Source organism: Thiomicrolovo immobilis (assembly GCF_039645955.1).
GTDB lineage: Bacteria > Campylobacterota > Campylobacteria > Campylobacterales > Sulfurimonadaceae > Thiomicrolovo > Thiomicrolovo diazotrophicus.
In genome coordinates this window covers 924,517-938,599 of record NZ_CP147916.1, presented here as the reverse complement: position 1 = coordinate 938,599, position 14,083 = coordinate 924,517, and the positions used below count along the sequence as shown (strand labels likewise).

At 59.0% G+C, this 14,083-nt stretch carries 17 protein-coding genes; 3 read left to right on the top strand and 14 right to left on the bottom strand.

Annotation, left to right across the window (positions count from 1 at the left end; translation table 11 throughout):
• Nucleotides 1-4 precede the first annotated feature (4 nt).
• The gene (locus WCX72_RS04845) at nucleotides 5-1,531 is read right to left on the bottom strand and encodes an ATP-binding protein (protein ID WP_345971158.1); all 1,527 of its coding nucleotides are present in this window, start codon (nucleotides 1,529-1,531) and stop codon (nucleotides 5-7) included.
• Nucleotides 1,532-1,543: 12 nt separating this feature from the next.
• Nucleotides 1,544-3,304: a YgiQ family radical SAM protein gene (locus WCX72_RS04840; RefSeq protein WP_345971521.1), complete on the bottom strand. Its 1,761-nt coding sequence runs from the start codon at nucleotides 3,302-3,304 to the stop codon at nucleotides 1,544-1,546.
• A gap of 91 nt (nucleotides 3,305-3,395) precedes the next feature.
• Here WCX72_RS04840 and WCX72_RS04835 point away from each other — a divergent pair, with 91 nt between their 5' ends.
• Together WCX72_RS04835 and WCX72_RS04830 are read left to right on the top strand one after the other, a co-directional pair.
• On the top strand, nucleotides 3,396-3,827 hold the full coding sequence (locus tag WCX72_RS04835) for an iron-sulfur cluster assembly scaffold protein (protein ID WP_345971156.1): 432 nt from the start codon (nucleotides 3,396-3,398) through the stop codon (nucleotides 3,825-3,827).
• Nucleotides 3,824-4,654: an iron-binding protein gene (locus WCX72_RS04830; protein WP_345971154.1), complete on the top strand. Its 831-nt coding sequence runs from the start codon at nucleotides 3,824-3,826 to the stop codon at nucleotides 4,652-4,654. Before WCX72_RS04835 ends, WCX72_RS04830 begins: the two co-directional genes overlap by 4 nt.
• Here WCX72_RS04830 and WCX72_RS04825 read toward each other — a convergent pair.
• The 11 genes from WCX72_RS04825 to WCX72_RS04775 form a co-directional block, all read right to left on the bottom strand.
• Nucleotides 4,636-5,832: a hypothetical protein gene (locus WCX72_RS04825; RefSeq protein ID WP_345971152.1), complete on the bottom strand. Its 1,197-nt coding sequence runs from the start codon at nucleotides 5,830-5,832 to the stop codon at nucleotides 4,636-4,638. The genes WCX72_RS04830 and WCX72_RS04825 overlap by 19 nt on opposite strands.
• Nucleotides 5,833-5,876: 44 nt before the next feature.
• The gene (locus WCX72_RS04820; RefSeq protein WP_345971150.1) at nucleotides 5,877-6,557 is read right to left on the bottom strand and encodes a class I SAM-dependent methyltransferase; all 681 of its coding nucleotides are present in this window, start codon (nucleotides 6,555-6,557) and stop codon (nucleotides 5,877-5,879) included.
• A complete protein-coding gene (hisG, locus tag WCX72_RS04815; RefSeq protein WP_345971148.1) occupies nucleotides 6,547-7,164 on the bottom strand; it encodes an ATP phosphoribosyltransferase in 618 nt (205 codons plus the stop codon). Before hisG ends, WCX72_RS04820 begins: the two co-directional genes overlap by 11 nt.
• Nucleotides 7,158-7,781: a type III pantothenate kinase gene (locus tag WCX72_RS04810; protein ID WP_345971146.1), complete on the bottom strand. Its 624-nt coding sequence runs from the start codon at nucleotides 7,779-7,781 to the stop codon at nucleotides 7,158-7,160. The genes hisG and WCX72_RS04810 overlap by 7 nt, the downstream gene beginning before the upstream one ends.
• Before the next feature lie 160 nt (nucleotides 7,782-7,941).
• The gene (locus tag WCX72_RS04805) at nucleotides 7,942-8,298 is read right to left on the bottom strand and encodes a hypothetical protein (protein WP_345971145.1); all 357 of its coding nucleotides are present in this window, start codon (nucleotides 8,296-8,298) and stop codon (nucleotides 7,942-7,944) included.
• Between the two features lie 37 nt (nucleotides 8,299-8,335).
• The gene (locus WCX72_RS04800) at nucleotides 8,336-9,253 is read right to left on the bottom strand and encodes a sensor domain-containing diguanylate cyclase (protein ID WP_345971144.1); all 918 of its coding nucleotides are present in this window, start codon (nucleotides 9,251-9,253) and stop codon (nucleotides 8,336-8,338) included.
• Between the two features lie 21 nt (nucleotides 9,254-9,274).
• A complete protein-coding gene (locus WCX72_RS04795) occupies nucleotides 9,275-9,889 on the bottom strand; it encodes a DUF2238 domain-containing protein (RefSeq protein WP_345971143.1) in 615 nt (204 codons plus the stop codon).
• Between the two features lies 1 nt (nucleotide 9,890).
• A complete protein-coding gene (locus tag WCX72_RS04790; protein ID WP_345971142.1) occupies nucleotides 9,891-10,427 on the bottom strand; it encodes a YbhB/YbcL family Raf kinase inhibitor-like protein in 537 nt (178 codons plus the stop codon).
• Between the two features lie 68 nt (nucleotides 10,428-10,495).
• Complete coding sequence (locus WCX72_RS04785) at nucleotides 10,496-11,584, bottom strand: radical SAM protein (protein ID WP_345971141.1); 1,089 nt, start codon at nucleotides 11,582-11,584, stop codon at nucleotides 10,496-10,498.
• 46 nt (nucleotides 11,585-11,630) lie between these two features.
• Nucleotides 11,631-11,822: a hypothetical protein gene (locus tag WCX72_RS04780; protein ID WP_345971140.1), complete on the bottom strand. Its 192-nt coding sequence runs from the start codon at nucleotides 11,820-11,822 to the stop codon at nucleotides 11,631-11,633.
• A 104-nt stretch (nucleotides 11,823-11,926) separates the two neighbouring features.
• Nucleotides 11,927-12,424 (bottom strand): hypothetical protein, encoded by a 498-nt coding sequence (locus WCX72_RS04775; protein ID WP_345971139.1) that lies wholly within the window; start codon nucleotides 12,422-12,424, stop codon nucleotides 11,927-11,929.
• 141 nt (nucleotides 12,425-12,565) lie between these two features.
• On the opposite strand from WCX72_RS04775, the gene WCX72_RS04770 reads away from it, so the two are divergent.
• Nucleotides 12,566-13,231 (top strand): M15 family metallopeptidase, encoded by a 666-nt coding sequence (locus WCX72_RS04770; RefSeq protein ID WP_345971138.1) that lies wholly within the window; start codon nucleotides 12,566-12,568, stop codon nucleotides 13,229-13,231.
• Nucleotides 13,232-13,258: 27 nt separating this feature from the next.
• Here WCX72_RS04770 and WCX72_RS04765 read toward each other — a convergent pair whose 3' ends face one another.
• Complete coding sequence (locus tag WCX72_RS04765) at nucleotides 13,259-14,080, bottom strand: tyrosine-type recombinase/integrase (protein ID WP_231020938.1); 822 nt, start codon at nucleotides 14,078-14,080, stop codon at nucleotides 13,259-13,261.
• Between the last annotated feature and the right edge of the window lie 3 nt (nucleotides 14,081-14,083).

The following is a 14,083-nucleotide window of genomic DNA, read 5'->3' as shown; positions in this document are numbered from 1 at the left end:
CCCCCTAACGGATTTTGTATTTCGACTGTTCGATGAACTGATCGAGGGACGAAATCGTCTGTTTGAGAATAAATCCGATGGCATTCGTCAATGCCTCTATCTCCTCCGCATTCCGCTCCCGGCACGCCGCCTCAAGCAGATCGGCGAGGCAGGCGAGTTTATACACACCGAGTTCGGCAAGGGACTGCTTCATCTTGACGCAGTACTCCGCCGCCTCCCCGAGCTGCCCCTGCCCGATCATCCCCATGATCACGCGGTCGGCCTTGACATACTTCCAGATCGCCTCTTTGAGTTTTTCGACAAAGGCCGTATAGTCATTGCCGCAGTGGGCCAATCCGTCCGCCGCCACAAAAAACTGGTGGGCAGATTTGCAATAGACGCTGCGCTCATTCTGCTCGCCGGCCATGACCGTCCCGTTGAGGAAGGCCTCCACCGCCGAAACGGCTTTCGCTTTTGCCGTATCGGCTGCCGGAGCGACCTCTTCCGGAACGTGCGGCTCGGGGCGCGCCTCTTCCTTGACGGCTTCCTCGACGGCAGGTGTTTCCGGCGCCGCGGCCTCCGGCTCCTCTGGAGCCGTGCTCAGCGCATCGGAGTAGAGCGCCACCAGCATCTCGAAGACGAACTGCTGGGTGAAGGGCTTATAGATGAGCCAGTCGACGTACTCGAGGGCGCGCTCCTCGACCTCCTGGTGGTTGATCATACTTTCGATCATCACGATCTTCGGGCATGCGTCCCCCAGCTTCTGGATATCCGCATAGAGTTCGTCGCTCCAGTATTCGGAGGAGACCATGACGATATCGTACGACTCCATGAAGGCCAGGTCCGCCACATTGCCGACGCTCACGTCGTGACGGAAGTATTCCAGCATCGGCACCACGGCCTTCGCACTGCCGATATCGTTGTCGACGACCAGGGTCTTGCGCCCGACGCCTTCTTTATTCGGCAGACGGTAGTGGCGTTTTTCCTTGAGGTTTTCGGCGGAAAGGAGCAGATGGAAATTGACTCGCGTCCCTTTCTTCGGCCGGCTGCTCAGACGGATGCTGCCCTGCATCGCGTGCACGATGTCACGGGCGCGCTGCAGCCCGCTGCCGCGGATCTCAAACGCCGCGGCCGGGGTGTCGCTGGTCAGCATCGGCATCAGGTTCTCTTCGACGATCGTCTCGTCCATCCCGACCCCGTAATCGATCACCTCGAAATGGAGCTCCAGCGCCTCGTCATTGCTTTCGTTCCGGCTGATCTGGACGACGACATCTTCGCGCTTATCGGTAAAATCGATCGCATTCCCGATGATGTCGCTCAGTAGACGGGAAAGCTTGTAGCGGTCTCCGATGACCGCGGAAGGGACATTCTTTTTCATCCGGTAAACGATGGAGATGCGCTTCTCCTGCGCATCAAGGGAGAGGATATTCGCGACATCGCGCAACGTATCGTTGAGGTTGAACGGGGCGTCTTGCAATTCGACCGCCTCGACCGGGACAACTTCCGGCCTCGAGGGCTCTTTTTTCTTAAATAGCTTTCCAAACAGTGCCAATTGTCTGCTCCTTTAACTGGCGAAACCGCTCCTGAACTGCTGTTTTTTAACGACGATCTCTTTTTGCTTCTCTTTGCGGCGCGTATCTTTTTCGACAAAGATCTTTTTCCGGGTCTCCGGATCCATCTCCGTATAATACATCACCGATGACCACGTCCCCGGCGTCGGCGTAAACACCTGCGCCTGTTCCGGATTCATCTTGAGCTCTTCGGACGTGAAGCGCTTCAGCTCATGCATGTCCGCTTCCGTACAGCCCGGGTGTGCTGCAATAAGATAGTACGTCAAAAACTGCTTTTTTCCCTCATCTGCGTTTAGTTTATCATAAAGCTTTTTAAAATCGATCAGCGTCTGCTTGCCCGGCTTGCCCATCAGGTCGAGAACGTGCTGCTGTGTGTGCTCCGGTGCCACCTTCATCTGCCCGGAAATATGGTGGCGTACCAGCTCTTTCAGGTAGTCGTAGCCGTGTTGTTTGTCCTCGTTGATCAGGTCGTAGCGGATGCCCGAAGCGACAAAGGCCTTCTTGATCCCCGGCACAGCCCGCACCTGGCGCAGCAGGTTGATGTTGCGCGAATGGTCCACCTTCATGGAGGAGCAGAGGTGGCGCGAATCGACGCAGCGCTGGTGGTCACAGGTGCCGAGTTTGAGCTTTTTGTTACACTCGTAGCCGTACATGTTCGCCGTCGGCCCCCCGACGTCGGAGATGATCCCCTTGAAATCATTGTACGCGGTAAAGGCCTTTGCCTCGCCGACGATGGAGGCCTCCGAGCGGGTACGGATGGTGCGCCCCTGGTGCACGCCGATGGCGCAGAAGTTGCATTCGCCCCAGCACCCCTGGTGGGTCATGATGGAGAATTTGATCGTCTCCAGGCACTTCACCTCACCCTCTTGCCTGTGATAGGGGTGCAGCTCCCGCGTAAAGGGCATGGCGGAGAGGCCGTCCATCTCCGGCTCGCTGAGGTAGTCGCAGGGCGGATTCTGGATCAGGTAGCGGCCGTCGACCTCCTCGCAGAGCCCCTTGGCGGAGATGGGGTCGTTGTTGTCGTAGAAGTACTGGAACATATCGATGTAGCGCTCCTTCTCCTTCAGACACTCGGCGTGGGAAGGGAGCTGAATGTAATCGGGCTCCGGCGTTTTGGAGATATGACAGACCCCGCGTACCGTCGTCGGACTTTCGCCCTTTTCCAGGGCATGCGTCAGGTCCAGCAGGGCGATCTCCCCCATCCCGTAAATGAGATAGTCCGCCTTGGCGTCAAAGAGGATCGGTTTGCGCAGCTTGTTGCTCCAGTAGTCGTAGTGGGTGATGCGGCGCAGGCTCGCTTCGATTCCGCCCAGAACGATCGGTGCCGTATGTTTGAAATGGCGGCGGATCAGGTTCGTATAGACCAGGGTCGCGCGGTCGGGACGCTTGTTGTTTTTGCCGCCGGGAGTATAGTCGTCGCTGTTGCGGAACTTCTTCGTCGCCGTATAGTTGGAGACCATCGAGTCGACGCTTCCGCCGCTCACCCCCCAGAAGAGCCGGGGCTCCCCGAGGCGGCTGATCTCTTCGGCGCTCTCGATGTCCGGCTGGCCGATGATGCCGACACGGTACCCTTCGCGCTCAAGAATGCGCCCCACCATCGCCACGCCGATAAAGGGCGAATCAATATAGGCGTCCCCGCTGACGAGGATGACATCAAGCTGTTCCCAGCCGCGGCGCTGCATCTCTTCGGGGGTCGTGACAAGAAAATCTTTGGCGGTAAAACCGTTATCTTTGACGGGTTTGCGGCGACTCAGGGCATCTCCTTCGCAGCGGTAGCGCTCAGTGCGCTCCTTCAAGCATATTAAGGTTAGAATAATATCACAAGAAGTACACAGAGGGGTGGAAATGGAACTGAGCGACGAGATCATCGAACATATGATGGCGCCGAAAAACTACGGCAAACTGGATGACCCGGGCGGGGTCGGCATAGGCTACGACGAACGAAGCGGCGAGTATGTCATCCTGTACCTGGGCAAGGACACCGCTGGGGTCAACGAGATCGCCTTTGCGACCAACGGCTGTCAGGACACGGTCGTGCTCGGTTCCGTCTTTACCGAAATGGTCAAAGGCGCGGGCATCGACGAAGCCACCGCGATCATGCACAAGATGGAGGAGAAGGTCGCCGACGCCCCCGAAAAGCAGCGGGCCTGCTCGGAGCTCGTTCTGACGGCGTTCAACGCCGCCCTGCAGAACCTGTCACACCGGTCTCAGGGCGGGGAGGAGGAGCTGCACCGGCTCCCCATTGCCAGCAGCTGCGCCACGGAGGAGACGAAGTGACAGCGGACGTTTTCGGGCATAAACACGCCCTCTGGCTTAAAATCCTCTTTACCTCCTTCATGCTCGAAGACGAGGCGGTCAAGTCCGAGCTCTACGACCATGCCCAGATCGCCTTCCGGCATCTGCGCTGGATCGCGCGCGCCCTGGCGGAAAAGGGAACCGCATACACCTACGACCGCGACGTCGACCTTGGTCGACCCGCCGACACGTTTAAAGCGTTGAAAGCCCTCACTGGGGCCGTCGAGGCGACCATGGCCCTCTACCCGGCTTCAGTGCTCTCGTCACGCATGGTTACCGACGACGAATACCTCATCGCAAGACTGGAGGCCCTGCAGGAACGTCCCGACACCAACGCCCCCGTGACCGCCTTCGACCGCCACCGCACCCTGCCGGGCAAATCCCTCGACCAGCCCCAGACCGACGCGCTGACCCTCTTTTTGTTCGAGGAGTCCTACAAAGAGTACGAGCTGATCCTCATCTACGCCTATATGCAGAACGAAAGCGGCAACCTGCTCGAGCGCGACATCTACCAGGACCTGATCGACGAGTCGCAGTTCCACCTGAAGTCCTTCGGGAACATGATGGCGCAGATGGGGATCCTCGCCCTGCCCCGTCCCCTGGATGAACGGACCTACAAGATCGACGATCTCGATGCCTTTATCCGCAACGGCATCGCCGAGGAGGAGAATGCCAAAGAACAGTGCCGCTCCCTCGCCGAAGCGGTCAGGGATGAGGAGCTCTCCGCCTTTTTCGACTTTATCAACTTCCAGGAGAGCTACCACATCGAACTGATGAAAAAACTGTTGGCTCAGGTATCGCCGAAATAGAGCTCCAGCCAGAACTGGCAGACGTAATTCGGCCGCCAGTCGTACTGCATGTCGTAGTCGATGCGGGGGATGATCTCGTAAAAGATCCATCGCCGCGCAAACGCCTGTTTCCAGCCGAGACCGATGCTGTACCTGTAGATGCCCGGGGTCATTTCGACTGTGGTGACGTTCGTGTCGGCGCTCTGGGGGTTGTCAACCACCGTCCGCCCCGACGCCGACACAAAAGTACGGAATCCCGCCCTGAAGCCGAGACTGTTAAAATAGGAGAGCGACGTCATGTACGCCATGCCCTCTCTTTCCGTCTCGGTTGAGCGCTGCAGCTGCAGACGCACCAGCTCCTCTTTGGAGATACGACGGTCGAAATAGAGGTCGGTCTCTTCGTAAAACAGTCTCTTGACGGAGTAATCCACATACTGTACCGGCCGGATCAGCCAGTCATAGAAGTTCATGCGGTATTCGATGCGCCCCTGCGTGAAGGGATTGGTCAAGCCCCGGAAACCGGCGGAAACGCTCGCTTTGACGTCCCGCAGAAAATCCGGCAGGAAATAGCGCGCCCCCACCCCCGTCGTTTCGTTGATCTGGCCGTTTTCGGAGATGACATCCTTGTCCTTGTCCGCCAGCGGGTCACCGACAAAGATCTGCAGCTGCTCCTGGGTATGGGGCAGTTTCATCGCGAAGCGGATGTTGTTGAGAAACTTCCACCCCTCCTCCTTGTTGTACTCGGCCCCGCCGCGCAGGATCAGATAGCTCCTTTCTCCCTTGTACAAATAGGTGTCGTCATGGAAGAGCTCGTCAAAGTAGTCTGAGAGCCCTTCACTGGCATTGCCGTCCCGGGGAACCCTTCGGCGTTTTTTTTTCGTTTCGCGCCCGCCCCAGCTGGACAACTTCTGATCGGCATTGGCCGAAAAGACATGCACCTTCTGCGTCACATCCGCATGAAATGCGTCGATATACTCCATGCTGCTCTCGAACCACCCCTGTTCCTCCAGCAGATACATCTTCCAGTCCGTCACGTTGAGCGCGCGATGCACATTAACCTCATTCACCAGTGCGCTGCAGTTGCATTCGGGAACGGGACCGTCAAAGACGGAGGGAAAGGCGGGCGGTTCCACCTGTGCCGACAGGGACACCGCTAAGAGGAAGAGAAAAAAAAGGTAAACGGGCCCCGGCTTTTTCATGCCTAGAGTATAACATTACAGCGCCGTTTTCACGAACGGATATTTTAAAGCGCTTTAAATACCAGCAGCATCTTGTCGTTCGTGTCGTAGAGCGAAATATTCTTGTAATGGGTCAGTTTGAGGTTCGGGACGTTGCGGAACCGTTTGAGCGGGTGGAACCACTGCACGATCTCCGACTGCTCCTTGGCGTAGCACTCCGGCGACGTTTTCGTAAAGAGGGTGAACTGCGTATGCAGCTCTTCGGCTTCGAAATAGGCGTCGACGGCCAGGAAGTGCTCCTGGTCCTCGTTCGTCATCGTCCCTTCCGCGACATCCGTGAAGCCGTGAAGGGTATTGATGTCGGCGATGAAGACCCCGCCCGGGTTGAGCCGCTGCGCCACGCACTGAAGGAAAACGAAAAGCCCGTCCTTATCGAGGAAATTGAGCACATCGAAAACGGCAACGGCGGCGTCGTAGCTCCCTTCGACTTCGCAGATCCCCTTGCGCGACACGTCAAGCCCTTTGGCCGCGGCGGCCTCCACCATCACTTCGCTCTGGTCGATGCCCGTGCATGCCAGGCCCATCTCCTGCGCTTTCTGCATCAAAGCACCGCGGCCGCAGCCGATATCAAGCAGCGATTTTGCCGGATAGTTTTGCAGGGTATTCAGGTAAAGATCGTGCAGCCGTTCGGTCGACTCCTCTATGCCGAGGAGGTGTTCGGCCTTCGCGTAGAGGTCAAGACTCACTGACGACCTTGTTGATCTTTTCGTAGATGTCGAGGATCTCCGCTTTTTTCTCAAAGTAGCTGTTTTTGTTGGCGATCAGGTGCGTCGTCGACTCCATGATCTCCTCGACGACCTCCAGGCCGTTCTGTTTCATCGTCGTTCCCGTCTCGACGATATCGACGATCATATCCGCCAGCCCGACCAGCGGGGCGAGTTCGATGGAGCCGTAGAGCTTGATGACGTCGGCGGCGACGGCGCGCTCGGCGAAGTAGCGTTCAGTGATGTTGACCATCTTCGTCGCGACCTTGATCTCCGGCTTGGTGAGGTCGAGCTTCTCGCCCTGCTTCATCCCGATAGCGACGCGGCAGTAGCCGCGGCCAAGGTCCAGCAGGCGGATCACGTCGAGCCCCTGTTCTTCGAGGGTATCAAGCCCCACGACGCCGATGTCGGCCGCCTGGTGGTAGACATAGGTCGCCACGTCTTGGTTGCGTACCAGCAGAAAACGGAAGTTCGGCGTATCGAGAATCAGCTTGCGGTCGTCGAAAGCGAACGTCTCTCCGAAAATCGTCTCGAAAATCTCGAGGGTCTCTTTGGCGATTCTGCCCTTCGGCAGCGCGACGGTCAACATAGTCCAGCCTTTTGAATGATCTTTTTCATGCCCGCAAACAACAGCAGCGGCTCATAGTTCGGCGTGCTGAACAGCGGCATGAGCAGAGATGCGTCCCCGCCGGTGAGGTAGACCGGCAGGCCGTAACCGGACACCTCTTTGGCCAAAAGGCCCAGGGCACCGTAACTGATCGCATCCCGCGTATTTTTCGGCATTTTATCCAATTGCATATCAAAATTGAATGAGCTGTCCAGGCGCGGAGAGATGCGGCGGTAGGTCTCCGCGAGCGCCGACACCCCCGGGTAGATGAATCCCCCCTCAAAACGCCCGCCGCGCACAAGGTCGACCGTGATAGCACTGCCGGCATCGACAATGACCCCCTCTTCCACCGCTTCGCAGGCCGCGACACGGTCGATGCCCATCGTCGCGTAGTAGTCATGCCAATCGATACAGGGGCGCAGGTCGATCCAGTTCTCCAGCATCTCCAAACGGGACTGGAGCGAGGCATTGACGTTGATGTAGTAGACGGGGAGCGTCACGCCGGCGGGATCGAATGCAGCGGCATCCTCCCGGTAATCACGCCCCTGCGTATCGTCGTAGAAGTGGAAAGAGGTGTTGCCGATATCACATAAAAGCATTGTTAGATTCCACCTTAACTTAATGGGGCGAATAAAGCGCCAAGGGCGCAAGGGCCCGCTGCCGATGTAGCGTAGCGTAATTCCGCAGGGCGTTTAGCCCGAGGACAACACGGACACAGTGTCAACGTAGTTGCAGGGGCTTTGCTCCTGCAGCGTAGCATTAAATAAGTTTCCAGCCTTGTTGTCTAAAGGCGGCTTCGGCCTTGGAACAGAGCGGCGCGTCGATCATCAGGACCCGGTATTTGAACGCGTGGTCCGCGTACAGTTCCAGCTTGCGCAGGATGACGTCGAGTTTCTCCACGTCTTTCATCACGACCCGGCTCTTCTGGGCGACGACGAGGATCGCCGTGTAATACCCCTGGCGGTCCGTCGCACTGAAGAGACGGATACGGTTGCGAATCCCCAGTGCCTTCGGCTGGACCTCATCAAGGTTTTTGTAGATAAGTCCTTTGGCATTGAGGCGGTCGATGATGGGTTTGAACATGGTGCGTGTCTCTTCGTAGTGGAGCATTTTCATAGTGCAATTATAGCGCACGAATCGATGCCGGGCAGTGTCACTCCCCTGAAGATCCCTGCGGCAACGGTTCGAAGACCACGCGGTTGCGACCCTGCGCCTTGGCGCGGTAGAGCATCCTGTCCGCTGCGGCGAGCAGCGTCTCGACCTTTTCTCCAGGTCCCGGAAGCGAGGAAACACCGCCGATGCTTGTCGTCACCCGTCGTTTTCCGGCGTCGAACGCAAGCCCGAGCGCCTCGATTTCCCTGCGAATCGACGCGGCAGTCTCCTGGTGTATTTCCATGTCGTTCCCACCTAAAACGACGGCGAATTCGTCCCCGCCCAAACGCGCTGACAGGTCGTCCGCTCTGCGGGTATGTTCATGCAGTACTTCGGCCACTTTGACCAGACAGTCATCTCCCGCAGGATGGCCGAGCGCATCATTGAACGATTTGAAATTATCCAGATCCAATTCCAGCAAGGTCACGGAAGCGCCGTTCCGTGCACCCCGCTGGAGCGCTTCCTGAACGAATTCGTTAAAGTGCCGGCGGTTCGCCAGGCCCGTCAACGGGTCATGCCGGGAGAGGAAGGCCGCGTGTTCCTCCGCCAGGTGCCGCTGCGTAATGTCGTGATGCGTGATGACGAAGATCGCGTTTCCACTTCCTTCCAGTGGCTTGACGTGCATCATGAACCAGCGTTTCTTCTCCGGACTGTGGCAGGGGTACTCATACCTGAAATCGGCCCGCTCTCCCTGAAGGACATCCAGGATGCCCGCCGAGACCTCAACGGCCAGGGCATCGCCGGAAAGAACCGACGCCTCCACAACCTGAAGATAGTTACTTCCGACGCAAGCAAACGTTTCGATGATCCCGTTTGCCGCTCCGAAAGCCTTCCAGGCGGCATTAACGTCGATAATCGTTCCGCTGCGGTCGATGACCGCGATCTGCTCATCAATGGAGTTGAAAACCTGCGTATGCAATCGTGCAGCGTCGACCATCATTCACTCCCTTCCCCTGACAGGGGCATGCTGGCGCAACTGCCGGTCATGCCATCGGCGCAGCATCAGGAGCGCGGCGAGGGCGCCGAACAGGGCGTACCCCATATCCGACTGCGTATCCCAGACATACCCCTGTGTCCCCAAGAACGCCTCTGCGGCCTCCTCGCTGAGCAGCGCGACCCACCACTCGATGAGCTCGTAAAAGGCGCTGAGCCCCAGGCAGAAGCTGACGATGAAAAAGAAGCGCCACCCCTCCCCGCGGATCACATCCAGGCGGATCGTCACTTCCCGCGCGATCAGCGCCGGTACGAACCCCTGGGCGAAATGGCCGACCTTGTCGTAATTGTTGCGGCTGCTCTCAAGCAAGCCGTCGAAAAACGGCACTTCGGCATAGGTGTAGTGGCCGCCGATCATCAATATGATGCTGTGGAGCAGGATCAGCCAGTAGAGCAGCGGCGTCAGGGGGAAACGGCGGTAGGTCGCGGCCAGGACGACAAAACCGATGACCGCGGGGGCGACTTCGAGCACCCAGGTCAGGCGGTCTTTCGGTGCGATTCCGGACCAGAGCAGAGTCCCGGCAAAGATCACGGTCCACGCAAGGAGCGCGCCGCGTCCCATGCTAGCGGCCGTAGTACGCCATCAGCGACGCCTTTGCAATGGCATGGGCGTTGAGCATGTACCCCACCAGCGCCGGCATTGCCGAGGCGTCCAGGTCGAGGGCCGCGACATCGAGGGCGTAAACGGTGAAGACATAGCGGTGCGGACGGTCACCGACCGGAGGGCAGGCTCCGCCGAAGCCCGCCTGTCCGAAGCTTGTCATGCTCTGTACGGCTGCTTTGGGCATCAGGCCTTTGGCGCCGTTCCCGGCACCGGAAGGCAGAGCGGTCACCGTTGCGGGCAGGTTGAAGACGACCCAGTGCCACCAGCCGCTGCCCGTCGGCGCATCCGGATCATACACGGTCACGGCAAAACTCTTCGTCTCCTTGGGCGCGTTCGCCCACTGCAGCGCCGGCGAAACGTTTTCACCGCTGCACCCGAAGCCGTTAAAGACCTCCTTCATGGTCAGCTGTCCCTGAAGATCGCTGCTTGTCAGCGTAAAATTTCCGGCATGCAGCCATGCGGCGGCAACCAGCAGAACACTCATAACTGCTTTCATGATGACTCCTTTGAGCGTAAATCGAACGTCACCCATTATACACTACTAAAACGGACCCTCTGCCCCGCTCAGCCGAGGTAGGAACGGACCGTGTCAAAGAAGCGCTGGTGATCCCCGCACATCACCGATTTGCGCGAAAAATCCAGGCCCTCCCCGCCGAGGCGGTTCGCAACGAAGCCCCCGCCGCAGACCTCGTAGTGCCCGCAGGCGACGCACTCCGGCGGCAGCGTTTCGCGCAGATCGGCGCAGCGGCGGATGACCGGATCCTGCGCAGCCGTCTCCAGCCCGTGCTCGCGGACGTTGAAGTCCGTCCGTACCGCGCCGTCGGCAAAGTAGCGCAGGTAGTCATGGCGTTCATACTGCCCGTCGCTGTTGACGATGACGCTGTTGAGCCTTTCGCCCCCGACACCATCGCCGTGGTGTGAAGAGCCCAGCATCCGCTTGATCGCGTCGCGGAAGATGCGGATATCAATCGAGGGGTCGTCCGCCTCGGCCCACAACCGGAAAAGCTCGGCGTACCACGCCCCGTAATCCCGATTCGGCGGCGCGTCGTAGTTGTAGTGGATGGGCCAAAGCACGCTCACCCGCTTTTTCGGCAGCGTTTTGATCCAGGCCAAATAGTCCGCGGGCGGGATGTCGGGGTCCGCCACGCTGAGGACCCCGCCGAAAAAGGGGAGTAGCCCGTCTGATTTCAGCCGCTTCAGGTTCTCCGCGACCCGCTCGTAGCTGCCGCCGCCCCCTTTTGTGACACGGCGCCGGTCGTTATAGGCCGCCGGCCCGTCCAGGCTTACCCCGATGGAACCGCCCGCCGCCGCGACCCGTTTGAGCAGTGCCGCATCGTAGTCGTAGAGATTCGTCTGCAGGCCGATGCCCAGCCGCTTCGTCTCCCGCCGCAGCGCACCGGCTGCTGCCAGAAAAGGGGTCATGGAGGCTTCCGGCCACAGCGACGGCTCTCCGCCGTGCAGGACCAGGCGTATGCGCCGCTCGGGATGCTCTCCGAGATAATCGGCGATACGATCAAGCGCCTTCAGGCCTGTCTCGAGGGGCATGAATTTCGGGACACGCGTGTAGGTCTTGTCTTCGGAATTGAACATATAACAATAGGTGCAGTCGAGATTGCACGTTTCGGTCAGTTTGAGAATTACGGAAGCGATCATAAAAGCATCCGCCGCCGCGGGAGAGCGGCGGCAGCATTGACGAACGTCAGGCGCCCGGCGTCATCTCAACGGCGACATCCAGACCCGCGTCAATATCGAGGTCGAAGGGGTTCAGCCCGTCCATATTGGCAGATTTGATCTCGGCAACGATGTTCTTCATGATCTTTTTCTGCATTGTTTCGGCACTGATAGCTCCCTCCGGGAGACCTTCGATTTTGACTTGCACTTTCTGAGACATTACGACCCTCTTGCATTTGAATTTCGGAACCGGGTAGACAGAACGTATTCCCGATAATTTTCCGCAAGGGATAATGCATATTTCTTTCCAAAAATTATTCACTCCTATTGTGCGGGAGGCGGCGGCGGGAATGTCGCGTAGGGGGGATGCGGTTCCGCACTCGGCGGAACGTATGCCGGGGCCTCACTTCCGGCCGCCCCCAGATGCCGTACATAGCGGTAAAAAGCCCGTAAATCCCGCTCTTTCATCTGGTTAAGGTTGAACCAGGGCATGGGGGGACGCGCTTTGAGGTTTTTTGCGAACGCCACCCACTTATCCTCCGTCATCTGGCTCAGCCGGTTGCGCAGGTTCGTCGGGTAGGTCGTCCCCCAGGAACCGCGCCATCCAAATGCACTCCCCGTCAGCCAGAGTTTCTCGGGGACGTTCCCCTCGCGCATCAGATAATTCGGCGTATGGCAGTCGTTGCACCCCATCATCACCGCGACGTAACGCCCCTGTTCGAGCATGTCGGTCTTCTCCGATGCCACAAGAGAGGGCCCTGTCAGCAGCAGAGCAGCACAGCAGACCGCGCCCCGAAAGCTTCCGTTTTTTATCCACTTCATCACGTCTCCTTCATGCAAAAGCTCTCTTTCATTTTATGCCCAGCGTTCTTAGGAAATCACATATTTTTGATATTAGAATTTATGATTAAAACATGCCGATCTTTCCCGGAGTGCTATAATGCCCCGAAAAAGGTTTTTGCGATGCGTTCACTCCTTTTCTCCCTGCTGCTGTTTTGCCTCGGTGCCGCCGCCGAAGCGGTACCGCCCGACTTCGTCGATCTCAAAGCAGCCGTTCCCTCCCTCCGCATCGAGGCGCGCTATTTCGGCAGCAACAACTTTGTCGGTCGGCCCGTTGACGGCTACGAAGCGCCGCGCTGCTACCTGACACGTCCGGCGGCGGCGGCGTTGAAGCAGGCGGAAGCCGCCCTCGCGCCCTTCAGACTCGGCCTCAAGGTCTTCGATGCCTACCGTCCCCAACGCGCCGTCGATCATTTCGTACGCTGGGCGAAGGATCTCGACGATACGAAGATGAAGGCTACCTACTACCCCCGTGTCGACAAAAGCGTGCTCTTCAAAGCGGGGTATATCGCGGCGCGGTCGGGGCACTCGCGCGGCAGCACGGTCGACCTGACACTGGTCGACCGGGAAAGCGGTCAGGAGCTGGACATGGGAACGGGCTTCGATTTCTTCGGACCCGAGTCGTGGCCCGACAGTATGGCGGTCACGGCGCAGCAGCGCGCGAACCGTCTGCTGTTGCAGCGCATCATGACGCGCGCCGGTTTCCGGCCGCTGCGGGAGGAGTGGTGGCACTTTACGCTGGAAAGCGAGCCCTATCCCGACCGCTATTTCGATTTCCCCGTCCGTTGAGACATCCGCGGGGGGTCGGCTTGACCTTTAGCCGTTGCTGTAGGGGTGGTAGCGCTGTACGGTCTCTTTGAGGTTCTGCTTCTGCACATGGGTATAGACCTGCGTCGTCAGCAGCGAGGCGTGCCCCAGCAGCTCCTGGACGACCCGCAGGTCCGCTCCGCCGATGATCAGCGCCGTCGCGTAGGAGTGGCGCAGGACATGCGGAGAGATCCCGAGGTATTTTTGGGTGATCTTGTACGCGGAGACGCGGCTAAGCACCCGCCCCCGGTGGTTCAGCCAGAGCTGGTTGCGCTCAAAGGGCACCGCGTCGAGGTAGCGCTCGATCATACGCCGTGCAGCCTCGGCGACGGGGACGAGACGCTCTTTCTCCCCCTTGCCGTGCCGTACCCGAAGCCACTCCCCCTCGAAGTCGCTCCGCTCGACGGCGAGCGCTTCGCTGATGCGCACCCCCGTCGCATAGAGGAACATGATCAGCGCCCGGTCCCGGAGGTCGGTCCATTTTTCCGTCCCGATCGCTGACACACCCCGTTCGATCGCATCGAAACTGAGGAACTTCGGCAGCAGTTTGGGAATCTTGGCGAGGGCGAAGCGTTCCGACTCCGCCGTAAAGCGGCGCGAATGACAAAAGGCGAAAAAGGCGTTGAGCGAGGAGAGTTTGCGGTTGAGGGTGCGTTTGTTCGCGATCCCGCCGAGCAGTTTCAGCACGTCGGCGGTCTCCAGGGAGAGCAGCGGACGCTCTGCCGCACGCTCGAGCTGTTCGAGGTCCGAGCGGTACGCCTCGACCGTCCGCTTGCTCAGGGCCTTTGTAACGGTGATGTATTCGATAAAGGCTTCGAGCGGACCGGACACGCC